26 protein-coding genes are annotated in these 24,256 nt (G+C 67.3%); 12 read left to right on the forward strand and 14 right to left on the reverse strand.

The annotated features are described in order from the left end of the window. Nucleotides 1–201 precede the first annotated feature (201 nt). On the reverse strand, nt 202–3,369 hold the full coding sequence (locus tag N415_RS17450; RefSeq protein WP_068184532.1) for an adenylate/guanylate cyclase domain-containing protein: 3,168 nt from the start codon (nt 3,367–3,369) through the stop codon (nt 202–204). A gap of 56 nt (nt 3,370–3,425) precedes the next feature. Here N415_RS17450 and N415_RS31550 point away from each other — a divergent pair, with 56 nt between their 5' ends. Further along, nucleotides 3,426–3,770, forward strand: coding sequence for a hypothetical protein (locus N415_RS31550; protein ID WP_152531448.1), 345 nt, complete (start codon nt 3,426–3,428; stop codon nt 3,768–3,770). Nucleotides 3,771–3,792: 22 nt separating this feature from the next. Here the strand turns inward: N415_RS31550 and N415_RS17455 are convergent, their stop codons facing one another. Together N415_RS17455 and ligD are read right to left on the reverse strand one after the other, a co-directional pair. After that, entirely contained in the window at nt 3,793–4,251 is a 459-nt protein-coding gene (locus N415_RS17455) for a universal stress protein (protein WP_068184535.1), read from the reverse strand. A gap of 106 nt (nt 4,252–4,357) precedes the next feature. Next, entirely contained in the window at nt 4,358–5,395 is a 1,038-nt protein-coding gene (ligD, locus tag N415_RS17460) for a non-homologous end-joining DNA ligase (RefSeq protein ID WP_068184540.1), read from the reverse strand. A gap of 11 nt (nt 5,396–5,406) precedes the next feature. Here ligD and N415_RS17465 point away from each other — a divergent pair, with 11 nt between their 5' ends. Beyond that, a complete protein-coding gene (locus N415_RS17465; RefSeq protein WP_068184543.1) occupies nt 5,407–6,477 on the forward strand; it encodes an ATP-dependent DNA ligase in 1,071 nt (356 codons plus the stop codon). Nucleotides 6,478–6,490: 13 nt separating this feature from the next. Here N415_RS17465 and N415_RS17470 read toward each other — a convergent pair whose 3' ends face one another. Next, complete coding sequence (locus tag N415_RS17470; protein WP_239645612.1) at nt 6,491–6,886, reverse strand: hypothetical protein; 396 nt, start codon at nt 6,884–6,886, stop codon at nt 6,491–6,493. Between the two features lie 184 nt (nt 6,887–7,070). Beyond that, nucleotides 7,071–7,400 carry a hypothetical protein gene (locus tag N415_RS32290; protein ID WP_068184551.1) on the reverse strand — a complete coding sequence of 110 codons (330 nt, stop codon included), beginning with the start codon at nt 7,398–7,400 and terminating at the stop codon, nt 7,071–7,073. Between the two features lie 121 nt (nt 7,401–7,521). Between N415_RS32290 and N415_RS17480 the strand changes: the two genes are divergently transcribed. Together N415_RS17480 and N415_RS17485 are read left to right on the forward strand one after the other, a co-directional pair. Then, nucleotides 7,522–7,971, forward strand: a complete 450-nt coding sequence (locus tag N415_RS17480) for a hypothetical protein (protein WP_239645613.1) — start codon at nt 7,522–7,524, stop codon at nt 7,969–7,971. Nucleotides 7,972–8,011: 40 nt separating this feature from the next. Continuing rightward, entirely contained in the window at nt 8,012–8,380 is a 369-nt protein-coding gene (locus tag N415_RS17485) for a hypothetical protein (protein ID WP_068132742.1), read from the forward strand. A 441-nt stretch (nt 8,381–8,821) separates the two neighbouring features. Here the strand turns inward: N415_RS17485 and N415_RS17490 are convergent, their stop codons facing one another. The 4 genes from N415_RS17490 to N415_RS17505 are packed head-to-tail and all read right to left on the reverse strand — an operon-like array spanning nt 8,822 to nt 12,837. Next, nucleotides 8,822–10,051, reverse strand: coding sequence for a cytochrome P450 (locus N415_RS17490; protein ID WP_068184553.1), 1,230 nt, complete (start codon nt 10,049–10,051; stop codon nt 8,822–8,824). Nucleotides 10,052–10,082: 31 nt separating this feature from the next. Further along, entirely contained in the window at nt 10,083–10,988 is a 906-nt protein-coding gene (locus N415_RS17495; protein WP_068184556.1) for a haloalkane dehalogenase, read from the reverse strand. A 1-nt stretch (nt 10,989) separates the two neighbouring features. Next, complete coding sequence (locus N415_RS17500; protein ID WP_068184558.1) at nt 10,990–11,475, reverse strand: NUDIX domain-containing protein; 486 nt, start codon at nt 11,473–11,475, stop codon at nt 10,990–10,992. Between the two features lie 6 nt (nt 11,476–11,481). Further along, on the reverse strand, nt 11,482–12,837 hold the full coding sequence (locus N415_RS17505; RefSeq protein ID WP_068184561.1) for a wax ester/triacylglycerol synthase family O-acyltransferase: 1,356 nt from the start codon (nt 12,835–12,837) through the stop codon (nt 11,482–11,484). Nucleotides 12,838–12,980: 143 nt separating this feature from the next. Here N415_RS17505 and N415_RS17510 point away from each other — a divergent pair, with 143 nt between their 5' ends. Continuing rightward, the gene (locus N415_RS17510; RefSeq protein WP_068184563.1) at nt 12,981–13,772 is read left to right on the forward strand and encodes a lysophospholipid acyltransferase family protein; all 792 of its coding nucleotides are present in this window, start codon (nt 12,981–12,983) and stop codon (nt 13,770–13,772) included. On the opposite strand, the gene N415_RS17515 is transcribed toward N415_RS17510, so the two are convergent. Continuing rightward, nucleotides 13,769–14,149 (reverse strand): DUF1330 domain-containing protein, encoded by a 381-nt coding sequence (locus tag N415_RS17515; protein WP_068184591.1) that lies wholly within the window; start codon nt 14,147–14,149, stop codon nt 13,769–13,771. The genes N415_RS17510 and N415_RS17515 overlap by 4 nt on opposite strands. Before the next feature lie 110 nt (nt 14,150–14,259). Between N415_RS17515 and N415_RS17520 the strand changes: the two genes are divergently transcribed. Continuing rightward, nucleotides 14,260–15,309: an AraC family transcriptional regulator gene (locus N415_RS17520; RefSeq protein WP_068184567.1), complete on the forward strand. Its 1,050-nt coding sequence runs from the start codon at nt 14,260–14,262 to the stop codon at nt 15,307–15,309. On the opposite strand, the gene N415_RS17525 is transcribed toward N415_RS17520, so the two are convergent. The 3 genes from N415_RS17525 to N415_RS17535 form a co-directional block, all read right to left on the reverse strand. Beyond that, nucleotides 15,234–16,706, reverse strand: a complete 1,473-nt coding sequence (locus tag N415_RS17525; RefSeq protein ID WP_068184569.1) for an NAD(P)/FAD-dependent oxidoreductase — start codon at nt 16,704–16,706, stop codon at nt 15,234–15,236. The genes N415_RS17520 and N415_RS17525 overlap by 76 nt on opposite strands. 124 nt (nt 16,707–16,830) lie before the next feature. Beyond that, a complete protein-coding gene (locus N415_RS17530; protein ID WP_068184572.1) occupies nt 16,831–17,259 on the reverse strand; it encodes a hypothetical protein in 429 nt (142 codons plus the stop codon). Nucleotides 17,260–17,335: 76 nt separating this feature from the next. After that, nucleotides 17,336–18,193 (reverse strand): SDR family oxidoreductase, encoded by an 858-nt coding sequence (locus N415_RS17535; protein WP_068184573.1) that lies wholly within the window; start codon nt 18,191–18,193, stop codon nt 17,336–17,338. Nucleotides 18,194–18,286: 93 nt separating this feature from the next. On the opposite strand from N415_RS17535, the gene N415_RS17540 reads away from it, so the two are divergent. The 5 genes from N415_RS17540 to N415_RS17560 are packed head-to-tail and all read left to right on the forward strand — an operon-like array spanning nt 18,287 to nt 22,326. After that, nucleotides 18,287–19,357 (forward strand): dihydrodipicolinate reductase, encoded by a 1,071-nt coding sequence (locus N415_RS17540; RefSeq protein WP_068184577.1) that lies wholly within the window; start codon nt 18,287–18,289, stop codon nt 19,355–19,357. Further along, entirely contained in the window at nt 19,354–19,848 is a 495-nt protein-coding gene (locus tag N415_RS17545) for a VOC family protein (RefSeq protein ID WP_255342534.1), read from the forward strand. The genes N415_RS17540 and N415_RS17545 overlap by 4 nt, the downstream gene beginning before the upstream one ends. Next, nucleotides 19,845–20,618, forward strand: a complete 774-nt coding sequence (locus tag N415_RS17550; protein ID WP_068184584.1) for an SDR family NAD(P)-dependent oxidoreductase — start codon at nt 19,845–19,847, stop codon at nt 20,616–20,618. Before N415_RS17545 ends, N415_RS17550 begins: the two co-directional genes overlap by 4 nt. Further along, nucleotides 20,615–21,220, forward strand: a complete 606-nt coding sequence (locus N415_RS17555; protein ID WP_068100430.1) for a TetR/AcrR family transcriptional regulator — start codon at nt 20,615–20,617, stop codon at nt 21,218–21,220. Before N415_RS17550 ends, N415_RS17555 begins: the two co-directional genes overlap by 4 nt. Then, nucleotides 21,217–22,326, forward strand: coding sequence for a hypothetical protein (locus N415_RS17560; protein ID WP_081665327.1), 1,110 nt, complete (start codon nt 21,217–21,219; stop codon nt 22,324–22,326). The genes N415_RS17555 and N415_RS17560 overlap by 4 nt, the downstream gene beginning before the upstream one ends. Nucleotides 22,327–22,328: 2 nt before the next feature. Here the strand turns inward: N415_RS17560 and N415_RS17565 are convergent, their stop codons facing one another. Further along, nucleotides 22,329–23,768, reverse strand: coding sequence for a hypothetical protein (locus tag N415_RS17565; RefSeq protein ID WP_152531450.1), 1,440 nt, complete (start codon nt 23,766–23,768; stop codon nt 22,329–22,331). A 147-nt stretch (nt 23,769–23,915) separates the two neighbouring features. Between N415_RS17565 and N415_RS17570 the strand changes: the two genes are divergently transcribed. After that, nucleotides 23,916–24,256: PfkB family carbohydrate kinase (locus N415_RS17570; RefSeq protein WP_239645614.1), on the forward strand; the 341-nt coding region annotated here is incomplete at its 3' end.

A 24,256-nucleotide genomic window follows, 5' to 3' on the forward strand; every position in this document is an offset into this window, starting at 1 on the left:
CAGCGGCGGCGGCGGTGGCGGCGGCGGCGCCACCGTCGCGGGTTCCGGCCTCGGCAGCGCCACCGGCGGCAACGGCGGTTCAGGCGGCTAGCCGGCTGACGCGGACCCTCGGACTCGTTCCGCCGTAGGACGTCTGAAAGTGATACGCGGCCGTCCACGAGCCATGCGGGCCGGCGAATTTTGGCCCCGCTTCGCCCGCAGTCATGCCATTGCCTCCGCCCAGGCGATATGGCCTTCGAAGCCAAGCGTTTTCGCCATGTCTCGGTAGCGATCTCGAAAGTCTCGATAGGCAGCGGTATCGCCGTGCGCCTGCGCCAACAGTGCCCGCAGGCGCAGCAGCCAGATGTCGCGCGCCGCTAAGCCGTCATCGGCCGGGGCCGCCGCCATCCGTTCGATCGCGGCCGCGGCCTCGGACACGTCACCGTCGGCCCCGCGTTCCAGCAACGCGTTCACCAGAACACCCGTAGCCGTCATCCCCCAGCCCAGCAGCCGTCCTTCCCGGAACAAATCGTCGGCGGCGGCGCGCATGAGCTGTATCGCTTCGCCGCGATCCCCGGACCGAAACCTCTCACGCGCCAAGTACACGTTGACCGTCGGCAGGTCGCAGAGGTGGAGTTGCCAGCGTTCGTACATTTCGCGGACCTCTGCCAGCAGCTGCTGTCCCCGGTCGCGATCGGCTGCCGGTTGGCGGTGCACCAGCGCGAGACCCAGGGTCATTCGGGCGGAAGCCAACGCGAAATCGTCGCCGGATCGTTCGGCGATCCGTAAGGCATCTTCGCTTTCACGCACCGCGCGATCGTCGGCAACGAGCACCCCGCCGGGTATTCCCCCGGAGTAGATGTAACTCACGACCGTCGTATAGGAAATCGGGTCGGCGCTTCGGGCCATGGCGAGGGCCCGCTCCACGTCGTCACGCCAACCGGGGCGGCCCAGGGAATAGCGGGCATCGGCGCGCTGCGCGAGGGCAACCGCTAACGGGGATCCGACGATCAAGCTACCTTTCGACGGGTCATCGCCGGCCAGGTCGATGACCCTTTGCGACCACCGCAACACGTCCCAATACTCGGCGCTCTCAGTCTTGGCAAAGATGGGCATGCACGACAGACCCACCGTCAACTCCTGGTCTCCGATCGACTCGATGAGGACCATGGCCTCAGATGCCATCTCCGACGCCTCTGCTACGCGGTCCTTGAATGCGCGCTCGGCCACCAGCCCCACCATGGCAATCGCCTGCGAGGCCTTGTCCCCTGCGGCTGTGCACAGCTCCCGCAGTTCGTTGAAGCGGTCGTCGGCAACCCTTTCGTGAACCCGCCAGGCGGTCGCGCACAACATGGTCCGCGGAGCGATGCGCATGCCCAGCCGGTTGGGGTCATCGTCGGGCAATGCATCGGCGATCGTTCGGGCGCGCTCCCAACTCAACCGCGCCGCGGCGATGTCACGGGTGGTCGCCCACGCCGCGGCGCGCAGGTGCCAGCCGTAGGCGGCCTGCAAGTCACCGCCCGCCACCAGGTGCTCGGCGATCACCGCGGCGTTGTCGTCCGCCGCCGACGGGTCGCGCGACTCGATGGCCGCTGCGACGCGCCGGTGCAACTCGGCGCGATCGGACTTGAGCTGCGACGCATAGGCCACCGTCCAAATCATCGGGTGGTGAAACACGTATTCCCGTCGTCGAATGAACCTCACCTGATCAACCAGCTCGGCACCCACGAGATCCTCTAGGAGCGGATCGATGCCCAGCATTTCCAGCAAGTCCAGGCCGAACCTCGAGCCGATGACCGCCGCTGCGCTCAGCGTGCGCTTGGCTTTCGGGTCGAGGCGGTCGATGCGCGCGGCGATCGTCGCCTGCAGCGTGGCGGGCACGGTCACCTCGCCGACGTCTGCCGCCGACACGTACGCGCCGCGTTCGCCGCGTAACGCGCCACGCTCGGCCAGCTCGCGCACGATCTCCTCGGCGAAGAACGGATTACCGGCTGCGGTTTCGGCGATCTTCTCGCGCAGCGCATCAACAGAAGGGTCCGAACCCAGCCGCTCCGCGACCAGGGCCGTGGTTTCTGAATCACTCAGCGGCGCAAGGGCGATCGTCTGAGCCCCGGAGGTCCGGCCAAGTGCGCCCCGATATTCGGGACGGTAGGTAACCAGCACCAGCGACGACGTCTGCGGGACAACCGTGAGGAACTCGGCCAGCATGGATTCGCTGACTTCGTCGATCCAGTGCACGTCCTCGACTACATAGACCGCCGGGGCTTCGCGGGCCAGCGATACCGACTTGATCAGCGCAGCCAACCGCCGCCGCCGCGCGTCCGGATCGATCTTCGGCGCTTCCATGCCCGGATCGGCGATGCCGAGCAGGTCATCGAAGAGCACCAGGTCCTCGGGGTCGGCTCCGAGCGCCCGCGTCCGGACCTGCGTACGGGCCGCCGCGCCGTCCAGGTCATCCACGCCGCTGGCCGCCCGCAGCAGCCGCGCAACGACGCGGAAAGGGACGTCGCTGGTGTGTGATTCGCAGTAGGCGGTGAACACGTCGACACCCCGGGCGGCGGCCATCGCGCCAACCTCGCGGACCATGCGGCTCTTGCCAATGCCCGCTGAACCGACCAGGCCGACCACCGCGCCGTGGCCGTCGATGGCACGCTCCAGCAGGCCCTCGATCGCGGCTATTTCCCAGCGCCGACCGACCAGAGCCGAGTCGGCACGCCCGCGCTGGGGTTCGCCTACGCCCAGCAGGCGATAGGCGGCCACAGGTTCGTCGTCGCCCTTGATCCGAACCATCTCCGGTTCACCGAGGGCGGCTGCGCCGGCTACCAACCGCGCGGTCGACGGGCTGAGCGTTACCCCGCCGGGCGGAGCGACCGACTCCATCCGCTGTGCTATCCCCACCTGCTCGCCAATTGTGGTGTAGCCCAACGTAACCGAGCCGACTTCGCCGGCGATCACCTGACCCGAATTGAGCCCGATGCGCAATGCTAGGTCGACACCGTCCCGGTGGCGGACCTCGGCTACCAACCCTGCGAGTTCGTCGTGGATTGCCAATGACGCAAGACATGCCCTTAAGGCATGGTCCTCCAACGCTATTGGCGCGCCGAAGACGGCCATGATGCCGTCGCCGGTGAACTTGTCCACCGTTCCGTCGTATCGCTGCACCACGTTTGCCGACCGGTTGATCAATTCCGCCATGATCTCGCGCAACCGCTCCGCCCCGACGGCAGAGGCGATGTCCATCGATCTGACCACGTCGGCGAACAGCACCGTTACCTGCTTGTACTCCGCCGGCGCGGCGGCCTCGCCAACCGGTGCGCCACATCCGTGGCAAAACCGCGCATTCGGCAGGGGTTCGGTGCCGCATGCGCGGCAGGCCAGCACGGCCGTCATACGACCTCCGCCAATCCGCCCCCGAGTTTCATGGCCCTCCCAGGATAAGGCGGACTATGCGGCTGAAGACCCCGCGACTTCAAACTCGCCAGTTTTCCCTTGCGGTCCGTATCGCGGCTCGGCTCGCCCAGCATCTTCGGGTTGCCGAAGCAGAACCGCACAGCGTTGTGATCATGATCTCTCGTGAATGCCGGTTGGGCGGAGATCAATTCGAAAGCATAAACCGTTCATTTCAACGAAGGTCGCGAAAAGATCGGAGCCTTGAAATGAACGTCCACGCCACGCCCGACCGGATCGACTACCACTTGACCCGCGCGTTCGTCGCCATCGAGCTACAAAGCCAAGACCGGATCGACCAAGCCGTAGACCGGCTGGCGATCAGCCTGCTCGTACAAGCCTGACAGAGCAAGCGCCGGACATGCCTCAGTCGGTGGTATGGACGATCAGCACGTCGGTCTTGGCCCTGCGGGAGACTTCGGATGGGACTGCTCCCAGCAACCGCCCGGCGACCTTGCTGAGCCCGACGTTGCCGACGACCAGTAGGTCGGCATGGACCTCCTCGGCCAGTTTTACCAGCGCGTCGACCGGATGGCCGACGATCGCCTCCTGCAGCACGTTCTTAGCCCCGGCTTTGTACGCCCGGTCGCTGGCGTCCCGCAGGATCTCCCGGAAGGGAGTTTCGCGCTGCGTCCGGTAGTCCGCGCCGTGGTCGCTTCCCGGCGGAATGGCGTAGCGGCCCTTTTCCTCGCGGACGGGGGCATGCGCCGTAGCAACGATCAATTTCGCGCCCTGATCCGCAGCGATCGCCGCTGCGCGGTCGACCGCCAGCATCGACGTGTAAGAGCCATCGGTGCCGACCACGACGGTCTGATAGCCGCTCATTTCCCACAGTGTAGGGACCGATGAGGCCGCGCGTAACGGGCCCGCGTGATTTACGGCGACGGCGATCAATCCAGAGGCGCGGAGAAGCCGCTAGCAGGCGGACTACTCACTTCGGCTTGTTTTTCCTAGTCAGATCGGTATCCCGGCTCGGCTGGACACGCTTCGGCTCGCCCGGCATCTTCGGGTAGTTCGGCGGATACGGCATGTCGCCCAGCCCGCGCTCCTCGTCGGCGGCCGCCAGCTCGAGCAGGGGCGTGATCGACTGGGCGACGTCGTCCATGGCGGCCCATGGATCGTCCCGGCTCTTCACCAGGTCGGGCACGGTCGCCATGGTGTAGTCGTCGGGATCGGCGCCCGCCAACTCGTCCCACGTCAGCGGCGTCGACACCGTCGCGATCGGCGTGCGCCGAACCGAATACGGCGACGCCATGGTGCGGTCGCGGGCGTTCTGGTTGAAGTCGATGAAGATCCGCTCGCCACGCTCTTCCTTCCACCACGACGTGGTCACCGCATCGGGTGCGCGGCGCTCCACCGCGCGGGCCAGCGCGATGCCCGCCCGGCGCACCTCGACGAAGTCCCACTCGGGGGCGATGCGCAGGAACACGTGCACCCCGCGGCCCCCGGACGTCTTCGGGTACCCGACGAGACCGAGCTCATCGAGCAGCGGGCGCAACACGTCGCCGGCCACCGCCCGCGCTTCCCCAAATCCGGTGCCCGGCTGCGGGTCCAGGTCGATCCGCAACTCGTCGGGATGGTCCGGGTCCGGGCAGCGCACCTGCCACGGGTGCAGCGTGACCGTGCCCATCTGCGCCGCCCACACGATGGCCGACGGGTGCGTCACCTTCAGCGCGTCGGCGGTGCGCCCCGACGGGAAGGTCACTTGGCAGGTCTCCAGGTAGTCGGGATGATGCTGCGGCACCCGCTTCTGGTAGATCTCCTCGCCGTCGATGCCCTCCGGGAAGCGCTGCAGATGGGTGGGCCGGTCGCGCAGCGCGGTCAGCATCGGACCACCGGCCACCGCCAGGTAGTACTCGACGAGCCGACGCTTGGTGCCCTGAGCGCCCAGGGCGGGGAAATACACCTTGTCGGGGTTGGTGACCCGCACGGCGATGCCGTCGACGTCGAGCTCTTCTGCAGCAGCCATATCCTCAGCTTATGGACCTACCCGTCATGCCGCCGGTGTCGCCGATGCTCGCCAAGCCGGTGCACTCGATGCCGCCGGACGCGTCGTATGAACCCAAATGGGACGGATTCCGGTCCATCTGCTTCCGCGACGGCGACGAAGTCGAACTGGGCAGCCGCAACGAGCGCCCGATGACCCGGTATTTCCCTGAGCTGGTCGCGGCGGTGCAGGCCGAGCTGCCGCAGCGCTGCGTGATCGACGGCGAGATCGTCGTCGCCACCGACCACGGCCTGGACTTCGAGGCGCTGCAACAGCGGATCCACCCGGCCGACTCGCGGGTGCGGATGCTCGCCGAGAAGACGCCGGCTTCCTTCATCGCGTTCGACTTGCTCGCCCTGGGCGACGACGACTACACCGGGCGCCCGTTCAGCGAGCGGCGCGCGGCCCTCGTCGACGCCCTGGCCGATTCCGGGCCGTCGATCCACGTCACGCCGGCCACCACCGACATGGAAACCGCGCAACGATGGTTCGAGGAGTTCGAGGGCGCCGGCCTCGACGGGGTCATCGCCAAGCCGCTGGGCATCACGTATCAGCCGGACAAGCGCGTCATGTTCAAGGTCAAACACGAACGGACCGCCGACTGCGTGGTCGCCGGCTACCGGGTGCACAAGTCCGGCGGCGACGCGATCGGCTCGCTGCTGCTCGGGCTGTACACGGACGACGGCCAGCTCGCGTCGGTCGGCGTGATCGGCGCCTTCCCGATGGCCGAACGACGGCGGCTGTTCGCCGAATTGCAGCCGCTGGTTACCACTTTCGACGGCCACCCGTGGAACTGGGCCGCGCACGAAGCCGGCGAACGCACCCCACGCAAGAACGAATTCTCGCGCTGGAACGCGGGCAAGGACCTGTCGTTCGTGCCGCTACGGCCCGAGCGGGTGGTCGAGGTCCGCTACGACCACATGGAGGGCCCGCGGTTCCGCCACACCGCCCAGTTCAGCCGGTGGCGCCCCGACCGCGAACCGCGCTCGTGCACCTACGCCCAACTCGAACAGCCGGTCACCTTCCGCCTCGGCGACATCGTCCCCGGCCTGGGGCCCCGCTAGGGGCACCGTCCGATCACGCGTGAGGGCAGAACATCCCGAGGATCTGCTGGCAGTTGTCCCTGTTGATCAGGCCCGGCGGCGCCGGCGGGGGCGGCGGCGGCGGATTGTCTCCGTCCCAGATGTTTTGGGCGACGTTCCCCTGCCCGAAGTACACGTAGTAGTAGGTGTGGCAGATGTTGTTGTCCCAGATCACCGGGTTGGTGACGTGGTTGCCGGTCGGCGGCAGCGGTTGCCCCGGGCACCAGCGGCACGGCCCCTGCGGGTGATCCTCCGGGCAACCGGGCCACGCATTCAGCGGCGCGGGGCCGGGATGAGCCGACGCGGTTCCCGCGGTCAGTCCCAGGCCGGCAACGCCGAGACCGCCGGCCACCACCGCGGTGGTCGCCAGCCGCGCGATTCGCCCTGTCATGGAACGAACGTTGTTCATCGTTGTCCTTTCCGATCGAGGCCCGGGTGGGCCGCTGTGCTGAACAAAGTCGACATCGCCGGCGCCGCTACCGCTCCCAATTTCGGCGCCGAATGTGGGCCTTACGTACAGGGAGTGCTCGGAATTCATCCCTAGGCCCCACACACTCGACGGCTCGCGTTCGCGGCTACGGGCACATGAACGCAATCGGTGGACACCCCCGCGGCGTGATCGCCTCCGGCGGCGGGTTATCCCCGTCCCAAATCGACATGGGCCGGCCCTGGCTGGTCACGTTCCCCATCCCGTAGTTGGTCGGATACCAGGTGTGGCAGACGTTCCAGTCCCAGTCGATCAGGCTATTGACCACGTAGGGCATGTTCTTGGGATCCCCCGGGCACCAGCGGTGTGGGCCGTCGGCGTGGGCGGCGCCCGCTCCCAGCGCAACTCCGCCCGCCGCCGTCGCACCGGAAAGCAGCGCACCGGCAAGGATCGATTTCAGGACGCGGGTGCTATCCATAAGGGTTCCTTTCGCCGCTGTAGGCCATAACCTATCGCCGCCCACTTGCGAAATTCTTGCGATTGCCGCACCGAATGGAAACCCCCGAATTCGGCTGCGGGGCGCCCACTAAGCTGTCGTGATGCTCAATATCGCCGCGCTTTTCGTGGCCGGCACCGCCGCGCTCGATGACACCGGCGCGATCTACGCCACCCGCATCCCCACGACCGGCTTTCAGGTTCCGCAAATCCCTTTGACGGCAAAGGTTCCGGTCGTGCTGGTGGTGCACGCCCGCTGCGGCGGTGACTACGACCCGGAACTGCATGTCGTGTGCAAAGATCCCGGCGGGACACCTCGCGGCAGTCTGGAGGGCAAGTGGCATTGGCCGGACGACGGCGATAAGCCGTCCAAGTATCGGTGCTTTACCCAGGACCTCGTCATTTCCGTCGAGTCGGTGGGCGAGTACACAATCGGCGCCTATTACGACCCGCAGGGAAAGATCGAGTTGGCCACACCAATCCCGGTGTCGATTTCCTTGGTCGGGGCAAGTGCGGGGGGCGACGACGGGGAAGGCGCCGAACCCGGGGCCTGAACGGCGTTTATCCGGCCCAAGGAGCGGGCACGCGAAAAGAATGTCAGTAACAGCGTTTAAAGACCTGCCGTTGGCCGATCGGGACCGCAAGTGGGACGGGGACGCCGCCGACAAGCGTGTCCGCAAGTGGGCCGGTGCCGAGGACAAGCCGAACCAGAAATACCGGGACGCCCACATCTGGTACGACAGCGACAAGAAGGACAATTTCACCGCATACAAGTTGCTGTTCGCCGACGTGATCGGCGGCGAACTCAAAGCGGTCCCGCGCGGAGTGATGATCGCCGGTGCGATCATGGACGGCGCACGCGGCGGCATCGATTTGCCCAAGGCCGACATCGACCGCGTCAAGAGCCACCTGGCGAAGTACTACAAGAAGATGGACGAGACCGCGCCCTGGGAACGCGGCTGATCTCACCGGCCGCGACAGTCGCCAGTGAGCAGGTTGTAGCAAGTCGATCATCGCGGGCAGCGTTGCCGCAACAGCACTTTCGTACCGTGATGGCATGCTAGGACAAGAAGCACGTCAATGACTTGGTACTGCTGGGCCACCCAGGCAATCATGGTCATTTGCCTTACGGCACGCCACCTGACACCTCGCGGAACGGAAACCAATCGGCCGGGCCGCGGCGAATCTGCCGCGCCCCACCCACGGCCGTTCGCGCACAGCGGGATTCACGACGGGGCCTACCGCCAGCGCATCATGTGAACATTCGCCGCTAGGCATTCAGGCTTTCAGTGTGCAATGACGGTTTACCGCGTGAGCTCAGGACGGGATTTCGGCGAGATGTCCGCCCAGAATTCACGCGCGACGCCCACGATTCACACTCAACGTCCGAGCGCCGTGGACCAGCTAGAGGGCGACCGTCAGTTCCGACAAACCGCGCAGGGTGACGTTCGCCTTGTATTGCGGCTCGCCGGCCAGCCGGGCGTCTGGGAAGCGGGCGGTCACCGCGGACAGGGCGGTGCCGGCTTCCAGCCGCGCCAGGGGCGCGCCCAGGCAGTAGTGAATTCCGCGACCAAAACCTAAGTGCCGCACGGTCCCTCGGTCCGGGTCGAACGTGTCGGGCCGGTCGAACTCGGCGGGGTCACGCTGGGCCGCGGCCAGCAGGACCATCATGATGTCGCCTGCCGGCACGTCGACCTCGCCGATCGTCATGTCCGCCAGGGCGACTCGCCCGGCCAGTTGCACCGGCGGGTCGTAACGCAGGGTCTCCTCGACAATCGCCGGCGCCCGACCCGGGTCGGCGCCCAGGGCCGACCAGTGCACGCGGTTGCGCAGCATGGCCAGGATGGCGTTGCCGATCAGGTTCACCGTGGTCTCATGCCCCGCGATCAGCAGCAGGTTGCAGGTGGAGACGATTTCCTCCTCGGTCAGCTGATCGCCGGACTCCTCCACCGCGATCAGACCCGACAGCAGGTCGTCGCCCGGCTCCGAGCGGCGCCGCTCGATCAACTCGTGGAGATATCCGCGCAGCCGCCGCACCGCCTGCATCCGCTCGTCCATAACGTCGGGCGGCACACCGGTGATCGTCGAGAACGGGTCCAGCGCCTGCGCCAGCACCGCCGACGCGCGGCTGAAGTGCGGCTCGTCCTCCAGCGGGACGCCGAGCAGCCGGCAGATCACCGCCACGGGCAGCGGATAGGCGAAATCCTCGACGACGTCGAACTCGCCCTTCTCGGCGATCCGATCGAGCAGCGCGTCCACCAGAGCGGTGATTTCGGGCCGCAGCGCGTTGACCACTTTGGGCGAGAACGCCTTGGCGACCAGCTTGCGCAGCCGGGTGTGATCGGGCGGATCGAGAAACAGAAATCCCGGCGGGAAGAGCCGGGGCTGCACCACGCCCGCCTCCAGCTGGCGCTTCGCCACCGTCGAGTTCGCGTTGCTGCTGCTCGACGCCGGATGCCGCAACACCTCGTCGCAGTCCCGGTAAGCCGAAAAAACGACGAGGGTCGTCTCCGGCAGCACGATCGGTCCGCGCTCGCGAAACTGCGCGAGGAGCCGATACGGGTCGGCGCGGTTGGCCGGGTCGAGCAGCTGCAGCAGCAGCCCTTGCGATTCGGCTTGGGCGGCGGGCGTCATCCTCACATTCTGCCCGCACCGCGCGGGACGCTCAGCGGCGTAGAAACTCGACGATGCGGTTGGCCAGTTCCTCGCCGGCGTCCTCCTGCAGAAAGTGACCGGCGCCGCGAATCGTCGGGTGATCGATGCCCTGGGCGCCGCGCATCTCGCGCTGGAAGATCGCGGCCATCGGCCCGGTGATGGGGTCGCTGTCGCTGAATGCGACGAGCATGGGCGTCGGGCTCACGGACAGCTTGGCCCACGCCGCCTTGTTGGCGGCCGCAGCGGGATCGTCCGGCGCGGTCGGCACCAGGGTGGGCATGGCGCGCGGCCCGGCGCAGAACCGGTCGTCCGGGAACGGCGCGTTGTAGCCCTCGCGCACCTCGCCGCTCAGCTGCGTGCTGCAACCGCCCTGCACGAACCAGCCGATGTTGAGATTCGGAGCGATGGCGATGGCCTTGCGGAAGCGCCACCAGTCCTCGGCCATCGGCTGCTCGCCGTTCGGCAGCCCCGTGTTGGCGACGACCAGGCGGGCGAACCGTTCGGGATGCTCGGCCGCCAGCCGCAAGCCGATCAGCCCGCCCCAGTCCTGGCCGACCAGGGTCACATGACGCAGGTCGAGGACGTCGAAAGCGGCGGCGCGCATCCATTCGACGTGGCGCGCGTAGGTGTGGTCCTCGCGACGGGTCGGCTTGTCCGAACGACCGAACCCGACCAGGTCGGGGCAGATGACCCGATGCCCCGCGGCGGCCAGGATCGGAATCATCTTGCGGTGCAGGAACGACCACGACGGCTCGCCGTGCAGCATGAGAACCGGGTCGGCGCCTGGCGGCCCGTCCTCCACCCAGGCCACCCGCAGCGTCCCGCCGTCACCATCTGCGATCTCGCAATAGCTTGGGGCATAAGGAAAATCGGGCAGGTCGTCGAACCGCTCGTCGGGTGTGCGCAGTGTTTGCATGTCAACCCCCCTCGGTTAGGCCGGCCAGTGCCGGATGCGCCATCAATCGATCGAGAAACGGACGCTGGCCCTTGAGCAGCTTCGTGCGCGCCTGCGTCACCGCGAACCAGCCGACCCGGTCGACCTCGGGGAATTCCCGCATCCGGCCCGAGCCCTTCGGCCACTCGATCTGGAAGGTGTTGCTGTGTGCGTCGGTGACGTCGAGGTCGGCCCCGATGGCGAAGGCGGTGACCACCTTGCCGCTGGGTTGTTTCAGCGGGCCGAAGTCCAACCGGGGTCCGGCAGGCACCGACAGCCCCAACTCCTCAGAAAACTCGCGCTGCGCAACCGTCCAGGGATCCTCGCCGTCGGTGTACTCACCCTTGGGTATCGACCAGGCCCCTTCGTCTTTGCGGGCCCAGAACGGACCGCCGGGATGCGCGATCAGGACTTCGACGACGCCGTCACGCACCCGGTACAACAACACACCCGCACTGAGCGTGGGCATGGACGGTCAGACCCCGACGGCCCGTTCCAGATCCTTGAGCGCCGACTCTAGGTGCGTGAGTAGGCGCTGCAGGTGTGGAACGCTGCGACGGCATCCGACCAGTCCGAAATCGAGGTTGCCCGCGTTGCTGACCAGGGTGATGTTCAGCGCCTGTCCGTCCAGCGCAATCGAAAGCGGATAACTGCCGTCGAGCCGGGCGCCGCCCCAATACATCCGTTCGCGAGGCCCCGGCACGTTCGAGATGACCAGATTGAACGGCGGCGACGTTGACGACACCCACCCGGGAACCGCCGCCAGGGCGAGCGGCGCCATGTTCACCGCCGAAAGCGCCAGCGCCTGGGCGCGGGGCAACTCGGAGAACACCCTCTTGTTCTTGTGCATCGACTCGCTGACGGTCTGCAGCCGCTCTGCGGGGTCGTCGGTGTCGGTTGCCAGATTGCAGAGGATTGCTCCGACGAGGTTCCCGCCGGCGTCTGCCTCGTCCTCCTTGCGCAGGCTCATCGGGACCATCGCGACAAGCGGGGCGTCCGGCAGCGCGTTCTGCTCGAGCAGGTAGTAGCGCAGGGCGCCCGCGCACATCGCCAACACGACGTCGTTCAGAGTCACACCCGAGGCGGCCTTGACGGTTTTGATGCGGTCCACCGACCACGACTGCGCGGCGCACCGCCGCGCGCCGCCGATCTTGACGTTCAGCATGGTGCGCGGGGCGCCGAAGGGCAACGTCACCTGCTGCTCGAACAGCGCCGCGCGGGCGAGCGAAACCGTCGAAGGGCCCAGCGCCGCAAGCGATCCCAACGTCTTGACCAGTGAGCCGAGCCGAGATGCGTTGCCGGAGGTGCGCTTTCGCCTGGGCAGGCTCCACATCGCCCGAATCTCGTTGTCGTTCGGGTCGATCGACATTGCGCGTTGCATGAGCTTCATCGCCGAAATGCCGTCGATCAGCGCGTGATGCATCTTGCTGTACATGGCGAACCGGCCGTCGTTCAGCCCCTCCACCACGTAAAGCTCCCACAGGGGGCGGTGCCGGTCGAGCAAGCCCGTGTGCAGCCTGGACGTCAGCTCCAGCAGTTCACGAACCCGGCCCGGTGCCGCCAGCGCCGAGCGCCGGACGTGGTAGTCGACGTCGACCTCGTCGTCATAGGTCCACGCCATCGGCGATATCCCGCCCAGCAGCGTCGCGGGGTGCTTGCGGAAGGTGGGCTGGAATTCGTCGTTGGCGATCAGCGCGTCGGTGAACTCGCGGACGAATTCGGGGCCTGCGCCCTCCGGCGGTTCGAACAGCGACAAGCCGCCCACATGCATGGGATGCTCACGGGATTCGCCCAGAAGAAATACCCCGTCGGTGGGCGCCATCGGTTCCATGCACCCATTAGACCGCGAACAGCGCAAGACGCAAGGTCTTTAGTCCCCGTCGGGCGGGGATTGCGGCTCTGTCGAGGCGGCCGCCCCTGCGGGACGATGACTGCACTCGAATCCGGCACAGCGACGAGTCGGCGGGTGACGAAATGACTTATCCCGAAATCGCGAAGTGGGACCCCACCTTCACCGAGATGCTGATCAACGCGGTGAATCCGGTCATCAAGCGCTGGTTCCGCCCGGAAGTTCGGGGCCTGGAAAACGTCCCAGCGGCGGGCGGCGCGCTGCTGGTGTCCAACCATTCGGGCGGCGTCCTGACGCCCGATTGGAACGTGCTGGCCCCGGCCCTGTACGGCAGGTTCGGCTACGACCGCCCGCTGTACACCGTGGCCCACTACGGCGTGTTCTTCACACCGTTTCGCGCGGCACTGGGACGGCTCGGCGTCATCCACGCCAGCCGGGAGAACGCCGGCGAAGCGTTGCGTTCGGGTGCGGTGGTGCTGGCCTTCCCGGGCGGCGACTACGACGCGTTCCGTCCGACGCTGCGGCAGAACGTCATCGACTTCGACGGCCGCACCGGATATGTGAGGACCGCCCTGGAAGCCGGCGTGCCGATCGTACCGGCGGTGTCGATCGGCGGGCAGGAGACCCAGCTTTTCCTCACGCGCGGCAATTGGCTGGCGAAAAGCCTGGGGCTCAAGCGTTTTCGGATCGAGATCCTCCCTGTTACCATCGGCTTCCCGTTCGGCATGTCGGTGTTCTTCCCGGCCAACATGCCGTTGCCCACCAAGATCGTCTACCAGGTGCTGGAGCCCATCGACGTCGCCGAGCGGTTCGGCGAGGACCCCGACGTCGACGAGGTCGACGCTTACGTCCGCTCGGTCATGCAGGCCGCGCTCGATCGATTGGCACGCGAACGCCGCGTCCCCGTCCTGGGTTAGGCGACCGCCCACGCCGAGGTGGCGATGAGGTCGCCGCGCTCCAGCCCGGCGGCGCGATGCTCGTGCACCTTCGCGTACTCGGGCGTCGTCACCATGTCGATGAACGCCTGCGGCGTCGGGTATTCGACGATGAGAATGGCGTCCCACCAAGGCCGTTCGCCGTCACCGATGACGACCGTTGGCGCCGCACCGGCGTACCGCAGCGTCGCACCCACGCGTTGCAGGTGCGGCGCGACCTCCTGCCCGTATTGCAGGTAGGACTCCAGCCCGCCCGCGGTCTTGAACTTCAACAGGTTGACCATCAGCACCGCCGCGTCGGCGGGCCTGGCGGCGAGCGCCGCGAACTGCTCCGGGGTGGGCTCCAGCGAGCTGCTCATGTGAATCTCCTTGCAATATTCGGCTGTCATGCCGGCACTCCCCGTACCATCCCTCATCGACGGGCCGACGTCTTGACATCTCACGACAGCATTTTGACAATCCAAGACACATGTCTGTTGTACGCGGGACCGCGCTCTCGAACTATGCGGGACTCGTCGCCGAGTTGGGCGGCGACCCCGCGAGGCTGCTGCGCGCGGCGGGCGTCCGCGAGCGAGACGCCGGCAATTACGACGCGTTCATCTCTTACCACGCCGCGATAAAAGCCATCGAGTCCGCGGCCCAGGCCACGAACACGCCGGACTTCGGGCGACGGTTGGCCGAGCGGCAGGGCATCGAGATTCTGGGGCCGGTCGGCGTGGCGGCCCGCACCGCCGCCACGGTGGCGGACGCCTTGGAGATCTTCGGCACCTATATGGCGGCGTACAGCCCGGTGATCGCGCTGCGGGTCACGCCGCTGGCCGATCCGCAGCGCTCCTTCGTGACGCTGGAATTTCTCCTGGATAACCCGCCACCGCATGCGCAGACCACCGAGCTGTCGCTGGGTGTCTCGATACGCGTCTTCCGGCTCCTCATGGGTGCCGATTACGTCGCGCTGAAGGTGCATCTGCCGCATGACCCGCTCACGCCCAAAGCCGACTATGTGCGGTATTTCGGATGCACGCCCGAGTTCGCTTCGCGGGCAGCGGGTTTCACGGTGCGTACGGCCGACTTGAGCCGCCCGTTGCACCGCGATGACGTCGCCCATAAGGCCGTCGTCGACTATTTGAGCGGCATCACCCCTCGTAATGCCGGGATCGTGGAATCGGTGCGCATCATCGTTCGCCAGCTGCTGCCCACCGGGACGGCCACCCTCGAACTGGTCGCCGAGCAGTTCAACCTGCACCCAAAAACGCTGCAGCGCAGGCTCGCCGAGGAGGATACGACATTCGCGGCACTGGTGGATCAGGTCCGCAGGGACGCCGCCGACCGGTACCTTCGCAACACCGGTATCAGCCTTTCGCACCTGGCGCGCGAGCTGGGCTACGCCGAGCAGAGCGTGCTGACCCGCTCATGCAAGCGCTGGTTCGGTACGGGACCGGCCGCTTACCGCAACCGAAGTGGCGCGCCGGCGAAGCACAGGTTGTCGTCGTCGACCGGGCCTTCGCGCAGCGTCTTGTAGTCGCCGCGGTAATCCATCGAGGTTCGCCATGGCCCCTCGGCGCCCTGGCGCGGGAACTGCTCGACGGATCGCTTGACGTAGCCGGCGGTGACTTCCAGGAGCGGCTTGGTCGGCATGGCCCCGGGCAGCCGCGGGTAGCAGATGCTGTGGCCGTGCGCGTCCATGTGGGCCAGCAGCCGGCAGAAGTGCTCGCACACCAGCCCGACCTTGAGCGTCCACGACGAGTTGGTGTAGCCGAAGACGTAGGAGAAGTTCGGGACGTCGTCGAGCAGAAACCCTTTGAACGCCACCTTGTCCGGCAGGTCGACGGGAACGCCGTCCACCAAGAGGCTGATGCCGCCGAAGGCCAGCAGGTTCAGTCCGGTGGCGGTGACGATGATGTCGGCTTCGAGTTCACGCCCGGAGCGCAACCGGATTCCGCGCTCGGTGAAGGTCTCGATCTGGTCGGTGACCACCGAGGCGCGGCCGTCGCGGATGGCCTTGAACATGTCGGCGTCGGGCACGGCGCACAGCCGCTGGTCCCACGGGTCGTAGGACGGCCGGAAGTGCTCGTCGACCGGGTATCCGGCCGGCAACTGCTTCGCGTTTAGGTGGCGGATCAGCCGGCGGGCGGCGCGCGGGTGCTGCTGGCAGAACCGCCAGACGAGCCGCTGCTTGGCGATGTTCTTGCGCCGCGTGAGGGCGTAGGCCCGGTCGCGGCCGAGGAGCCTGGGCAGGGTGTTGGCGATCCGGTCCTCCGACGGCACCGGCAGGATGTAGGTCGGCGAGCGCTGCAGCATCGTCACGTGTCCGGCGGTCTCGGCCATGGCCGGAACCAGCGTGACCGCGGTCGCGCCGCTGCCGATGATCACCACCCGCTTACCGCTGTAGTCCAGATCCTCGGGCCAATGCTGCGGGTGCACGATTTGTCCCGCGAACCGCTCCCGTCCCGGGAACTCGGGGGTGAACCCCTCGTCGTAGCGGTAGTAGCCGCTCGCGCAGAAGAACCATCCGCACGTCATGGTGATGCGTTCGCCCGCACGCTCGATTTCGACCAGCCAGCGCGCGTCCTCGGTGGACCAGGCCGCGCTGATCACCTTGTGACGGAAGCGGATCGACTGGTCGATCCCGTTTTCGGCGACGGTCTCGCGGAGGTAAGCCATGATCGCGTCGGCGCTGGCGATCGCCTTCTCGTTCTCCCACGCCTTGAACTCGTAGCTGAACGTGTGCAGGTCGGAGTCGGAGCGAATTCCGGGGTACCGGAACAGGTCCCACGTCCCGCCGATCTCGTCGCGCGCCTCCAGAATTGCGAACGTCTTGCCGGGCTGCATCGTCCGCAGGTAGTAGGCGGCGCCAATGCCCGAGATGCCGGCGCCGATGATCAACACGTCGACGTGTTCGATGCTGCTGGAGGTCATGGCCGTTCCTTGAATCTGCTGTCGGATGCGGTGGCTTACCGCTGCATCCACTTTGCGGCAGCGCAGGGGTCGCAGTATTGACAGCAGAGGACAGCTTTTTGACAGTCGAGGACAGCGTCAACAGTCACCCGACGGGCGTGATCCCCGCGTTCGAGATAGAAAAGCCGCGACCCGACGTCAACGTGCAGGTGATGCCGCTGGGTTCCGATCGACAGCTGAACGGGCCGAGCCCGGCGGTTTGGCCGTAGGGCAGGGTGGGCGTGCCCTCACCGGCGTTGCCGAGGCAGGATTCTCCGGTGCAGCTCTTGTACGTCCCGTCGGTGGACATGTGCACGGACTGCGGCGGGGAGGTCGTCTGGCAATACGCTTCGTCGGGGATGTCGCGGCCGCGTTGATAGTCGAGCTCGCAGCCGATATTGCGTGACGGGGACAGGAACGAGCACCACGTCTGGCTGCAAACCGGGTTGTCGGCGGCGGCCCGAGGCGCCCCGACGCACCCGACCCCGACGAATAGCAGTGCGGCCCCCAGTGCCGCAACGACTGTCCGATGCACGATGCCTCCCCGGGTTCACCGAACCGTTGGCGTGTCCGGAAAGTAGCAGACCGACATCGGTCGAGGTGGGCGATTGCTACAGCAGATCGGTGATGGTCTTCAGGCCCGCGTCGTAGAGCACACCCGGCAGCATGCCGCCGTCGCACTCGATGGTGGTGCCGTTGACGAAGTCCGCGTCCCCCCCGGCCAGGAACACGCAGACGCGGCCCACCTCCGCGGGCTCCCCCGCGCGGCGCAACGGCACCGCGGCGAAGTACTTTTCGCCGGTCGGGTCGTCCTTGGGCAGCACGAACGACCGGAAGTTCTCGGTCATGGTCGGGCCCAGGGCGACGCAGTTGACCCGGACCTTCGGCCCCCACTCCTCGGCCAGCGAACGGGTGAGATGGTTCAGCCCGCTCTTGGCCGCCCCGTAGGAGACCAGGGTCGGAGATCCGGCCGGGTGGCCCGCGCCGCTGGAGATGTTGATGATGCAGCCCACGCCGTCCTGGGTGCACATCTGCCGGTACGCGCGGATCGCGAACCAGAGCGGGCTGATGAGGTTCATCTGCACCGCGAACGCATGGAACAGCGCCGTGCGCTCGTAGTCGTCGTCGCTGTCCGGTGCGCCCTGAATGCGCGAGACGAGCGAGGGGATGCTTTCGGCGTGCGGCGCCGGCACCGTGCCGCCGGCGTTGTTCACCAGGATGTCGACCCGCCCGTGGGTGGCCACGACGTCGGCGATGAACGAGTCGATCGAGCAGTAATCGCCTTGGTCGCAAACCTTTTGGGATGCGCGGCTCGCCCAGTCGGCGTCGATGCCGGGGATGGTGTCCAGGGGCGAGCGGGAGCAGCCGACGACGGTGGCACCGGCGCGTAGCAATTCGTGTGCGATGCCGACGCCAACGCCGCGGCTGGTTCCGGTGACGATCGCGATCTTGCCGTCGAGTGCGCCCATCGCCAGCCTTCCATGCGTCATTGACAGTGACTGTCAGCGGGTCATACTGTGCCATTCCAGCCGTTGGCGTGTAAAGCACTCGGGAGGTCACAGGTGAGCATTCGGGTCATCCAATGGGCGACCGGGGGCGTCGGCAAGGCCGCCATCGCATGCGTGCTGAATCATCCGCAGCTCGAACTCGTCGGCTGCTGGGTGCACAGCGCCAACAAGGACGGCGTGGACGTGGGCGAGATCATCGGAGCCCCGCCCCTGGGTGTCACGGCGACCACGAGCGTCGACGACGTGCTGGCCCTCGACGCGGATTGCGTCGTGTACAGCCCGCTTGTCCCCAACGACGACGAGGTCCTGGCGATCCTGCGGTCCGGCAAGAACGTGGTCACCCCCGTCGGCTGGGTGTACCCCGACCTGAGCAACCCGCGTCACCAGGCCATCGCCGACGCCGCGCTCGAAAATGGTGTGACGCTGCACGGCTCGGGAATCCACCCCGGCGGCATCACCGAGCGATTCCCGCTGATGTTGTCCTCGCTCTCCTCAGCGGTCACCCACGTTCGCGCCGAGGAGTTCTCCGACATCCGCACCTACAACGCCCCGGACGTCGTGCGCCACATCATGGGATTCGGCGGCACCCCCGAGGAAGCGATGCAGGGACCCATGGCCAGCCTGCTCGAGGCAGGTTTCAAGCAGTCGGTGCGAATGGTGGCCGACCACATGGGATTTCGCATCGAGCCGAACATCAGGACCATCCAGGACGTCGCTGTGGCGACCTCCGACATCGACTACGCCCCGTTCCCGATAACCACGGGAAAGGTGGCCGCGCGCCGGTTCCGCTGGCAGGCCCTCGTCGACGGCGAGCCGGTCATCACCGCCGCGGTCAACTGGCTGATGGGTGAGGAAAACCTGGACCCGGCTTGGAATTTCGGCGGCCGCGGCGAACGCTTCGAGGTCGAGATCACCGGCGACCCCAGCGTCAGCCTCACCTTCAAGGGGCTGCAACCGGAGACGATCGCCGAAGGGCTGGTGAAGAATCCGGGCGTCGTGGCCACCGCCAACCACTGCGTCAACGCGATCCCCGACGTCTGCGCCGCCGAGCCGGGCATCAAGACCTACCTCGACCTGCCGCTGTTCGCCGGGCGCCCCGCACCCGATCTCGCGGAAAAGCCGTGACCGCCCTGAACGACGTGTCGTTCTGTCACCTCGTCGTCGGGGTGACGGACATGGACCGCGCGCTGGCGTTCTACCGCGACACGCTCGGCATGGACGTCGTCTTCGAAACGCTGATCTCGGGCGAGCCCTTCGACGCCGCACTGCACGCGAAGCGACAGCAAGAGGGTCGGGTGGTGGGGGGCCTGCTGGGCGGGCTGATGGTCGAGCTGCTCTCGCTCGGCGCCAAACCCGGCACCGAGAAGCCGCGGCGCGGCACCACCGGCATCCACAACGTGTCGCTGCGGGTGCCCGATCTCGACGACGCCCACCGCCGCATCGCCGCCGCCGGCTATCCGCCCGACCAGGACCCGTTCGAAATCGGCGGGGTGCGAATGTTTTTCGTCAAAGATCCCGACGGGACACCGGTCGAGTTCATCGAGCTGCCCGACGGCGCGCGCAGCACCTACGAGATGCACCGCGGCGTTCCGCTTCAGCTGGGGCCGGCGCGATGAGCTACTCGCACCCCGACTCGATGCGCGGCCACGCCGCGATCGTCACCGGCGCCGCGCAGGGCGTCGGCAAGGGCATCGCCGCGGCGCTGCTGGAACGCGGCGCGTCGGTGCTGCTCGTGGACATCCAGGACGAGGCCCTGCACGCGACCACCACCGAACTCAAGCAGATCGGGCGCGCCGAACAGCTGGTCGCCGACCTGCGCGACCCAGCCAGCGCACCGCGGATCGTGGCCGCCGCGGTCGACGCGTTCGGCACCGTGCACGGCCTGGTGAACAACGCCATCGCCACCAACGAACCCAAGCGATTCGTCGACATCACCACCGAGGACCTCGCGCTCGGGTACGACGTCGGACCCCGGGCCACCTTCCTGCTGATGCAGGCCGTGTACCCGCTGATGGTCGAGGCCGGCGGCGGGGCGATCGTCAACCTCGGCTCCGGCACCGGCACCGGCGGCGAACCCAAGTGGGGCGGTTACGCCGCCGCCAAGGAAGGCATCCGCGGGCTCTCCAAGGTCGCCGCCCTGGAGTGGGGACGCGACAACATCCGCGTCAACGTCATCTGCCCGTTCGCCGAGTCCGACGGCGTCAAAGCGTGGAAGCAGTTCGCGCCCAACGACTATGCCAAAGCCGTCGGGCGGGTGCCGATGAAACGCATCGGCGACGTCCGCACCGACGTGGGTGCGCTGGTCGCGTTCCTGCTCAGCACCGACGCCACGTTCATCACCGGCCAGACGATCCAGGTCGACGGCGGGATCGGCTGCTTCCGTTGAGCCAGTCGTTGCGGGAACGACAGCGCGCCCAGATCCGCGCCGACATCCGTCGCGCGGCGTTCCGGCTGTTCATCGAGCGCGGCTACGACGCCGTGACGACGGAGGAAATCGCCTCGGCCGCAGGCGTTTCACCGCGCACCTTCTTCCGGCACGTGCCGGCCAAGGAGGAACTGCTGCTCGCGCCGCTGCGCCACGGTGGCGCCGCGATCGTCAGCCTGCTCGAGGAGCGGCCCGCCACCGAACCACCCGACGTCGCGCTGGTCAACGCGATCGTCGTCCGCACCCGATCATTCGACCCGGCCGACTGCGAGGAGTGGCGCGAGGCGCTGCTGGTGGCGCCCGGCCTGCTCGACAAGGTCACGCTGCACACACCCGCGGACAAGGAGCGCGCGACGAAGCTGATCGGCGAGCGGATGGGAACCAACCCCGACACCGACATCCGGCCCGGCCTGCTGGTCCAACTCGGCTTCGCCGCAGGCGATTTCGCGTTCCAGCGGTGGGTGCGCCAGTCCACCAGGAAACCCCGTCCGCTCGACGGCTACGTCACCGACGCCGTCGAGGCCATCAAGAGCCCGCATTGGCGAAGGAAGTCGAAATCGTGAACGACACGTACAAGGTAGCGGTATGGGCCACCGGCGGAGTGGGCAAGTACGCAATCCGAACCATCGCCGACCGGCCGAACCTCGACCTGGTCGGGGTATGGGTGCACTCGGACAGCAAGAACGGCAAGGACGCCGGTGAACTCGCGGGCATCGACCCGCTCGGCGTCGCCGCCACCCGGGACGAGTCGGAGATCCTCGGCGGCGACGCGGACTGCGTCGTCTACGCAGCGCCGGCGCCGCCACGAATGAAGGAAGCGATCGGCGACCTGTGCCGAATCCTTTCCGCTGGAAAGAATGTCGTCACCACCGCGATACCGGGACTGGTCTACCCGCGAGGGTCGATGCCCGCCAAGGTGACCGATGCGATCCGCGGCGCGGCCGAAGCCGGTGGCAGCTCGCTGTTCTCGAGCGGCATCGAGCCGGGATTCGGCGCCGACCTGTTCCCCATCGCACTGATGTCGATGTCACACAAGGTGTATTCGGTGCGCGGCATCGAAATCACCAACTATTCCGAGTACCCGGCCGAATACGACATGCGCGAGCTGTTCGGTTTCGGCCAGCCCCTCGATTACCAAGGCGGGTTGATGATGCCCGGCGTGCTGCGCTGGGGCTGGGGCGCCGCCGTCACCATGGTCGCCGACGCGCTGGGCGTGGCGCTCGACGACATCCGCGAGACGTGCGAGTTCTTGCCCACGCCACGCGAAATCCCCACCGCCTTCGGGCTTGTCGAGGCGGGAACGGTTGGCGCCACCCGGGCCCGCTGCATCGGCGTCGTCGACGGCGTCGACGTCGTCACCATCGAGCACGTCGACCGCATCGCCGACGACCTGGCCCCGGACTGGCCGAAGGGCCGCACCGGCGGAACCGACGGCATCTGGCGCGTCGTCATCGACGGCGAACCGAGCTTCGACGCCGAGTTTGAGGTGGGACATCGGCCCGGCGACAGCCACAATGATCACGGACTGCTGGCCACCGGCATGCGCGCGGTCAACGCCATCCCGTGGGTCTGCGCCGCCGAGCCCGGAATCGTTGATGCGCTGCACCTTCCGCTGACCTCCCCGGTCGGAGCGCTGCACCCGCACCGCGACGGGATCCCCGCCTTCTGAGGTCAGAAGCTGTCGTTTCCCCCGCCGGAGTCGAAGCCCCCACCGGAGTCAAAGCCGCCGCCCGAATCGAATCCACCGCCGGAGTCCCAACCGCCGCCCGAATCGAACCCGCCGCCGCCCGAATCGAATCCGCCGAAACCGACGTCGCCGCCGCCGGAGTACGAGTCGCCGCCGAAGCCGGTGTCGCCGCCGCCCGAGTACTGGTAGTTCCCGTCGAAACCGACGTCGCCCTGCTGGCTGTCGTAACCGCTGTCGTAGCCGCCGCCCTGGTAACCGTCGTAGCCCGAATTAGCCAGCGCCGAATCCCGCCCGTCCTCGAACCCGCGGTCGTAGCTGCCGCCCCAGTGGTCGTCCAACAGGGCATCGACCAGCAGCACATCGGCGATGGCCCAACCCCAACCCGGACCCCAGAACGCGTACGGGTAGTAGCCGGGGTAGAAGAACATTCCGTTGTGGTAGCCGCCGGGGTAGTAGTTCGCGTAGCCCGGCTGCGGGGTGGTGCTGTAATTGTTGTTGTTGATCGTCACGACCTGCCCGGTGTCCGGGTTCCTCGCCTGCACCGTGGCCTGCTTGCGCTCGCCGGGCGGCACCGAGGTCACGGCGTTCACATTGGGGAATGCTGCCGGGTTCAGCTTGCGATTGGCCTTGTCGACGGTGGACTGCACGGCACGCAGGTGCGCCCGCGCCGCGGTGTAATCACCCGCCTGGTACGCCTTGCGGGCGTCGGACAGGCTGGCGTTCGCCTTCAACGACTCGGCGCTGACGTCCACGTCGGCATTGGTCATCACCGCGCTATCGAGGTCGGCGGCCTCGGATTCGGCGGCGATCAACTGTTCCTTGATCCGCTCGCGCGCCTCGGCGTCCTTGCGGCGCTTGCGGTTTCGGCCCACCGCGAACCAGATCGCCAGCACCACGCCGACGAAGATCAGCAGCACCCACAGCCAAGTCCAGCTGGTGTGCTTCGCGGTGCCGACCGGGGAGGTCGTCAACGGCCCGCCCGACGCGACGCTCACGCCGGCCAGCTTGCCGACGAACTCACTGGTCGCGCCGTAGGGATCGTTGCGGTGGGCCCGAGCCGACTGATCCAACAACGAGTTCACGCTGTCCGCGACCTCCCGCGGCACGTTGTAGGCCCGCACGTGGTAGCCCCTGGCGTCGATCACCAGGATGACGCCGCTGAACCCGGGATCGCGGCCCAGGATGACGTTGTGAATGGCATCCGCCGTCGTCACGCCGGTCTGGTCGGGGGCCACCGCGGCAACCCAGAGCCGGGGTGTCGAGCTCCACGCCCATCGAGTGGTCAAGATCTGGTCGTTCACCCTGTCCGGGTTTTGCAGGGGCGGCCTGCCCGCCGGGTCGGCAACCACATGCGTCTGCGCATTGAACCTGCCCACCACCTGGTCGGTGTAGGAGTCGGCCCACGCCGACGGCGCGAGCAGCATCGCCAACGCCCAGATGAACGGGATCACAAAGATCCGGCCGAATCGTCGAGTCACTTTTCTCCTGACCTCGTCTTGTGCTGATCGAACCACACGGTGACACGTCGCCGCCCGGCGATTCGCGGCGAGCTGAATGGGCACAGTCTTCCTATGAGCGTTGTGGTGATCGGCCAAATCGGACGCGATCTGGTGTTGCGTACCGACGGGCCGCCGTCGGCGAGCGAGGCCACGACCGTCCTGCACCGCGACGAACTACTTGGCGGCAAGGGCGCCAATCAGGCGGTCGGCCTCGCTCAGCTCGGCGCGCCGGTCGCGCTTATCGGCGTGGTGGGCGACGACCCGGCCGGCACCTCGGTGTTGCAACAAGCGAAGCGTGACGGCATCGAGGTCGACGGCGTCGTGCGCCGCGGCACCACGGCGTTGCTGATCGACATCGTCGGCCGGCCGCCGGAACGCATACTGCTGGAAGACGTGCCGGAAAGCTCCCTGGT

The organism is Mycobacterium sp. UM_CSW, assembly GCF_000455205.1.
GTDB lineage: Bacteria > Actinomycetota > Actinomycetes > Mycobacteriales > Mycobacteriaceae > Mycobacterium.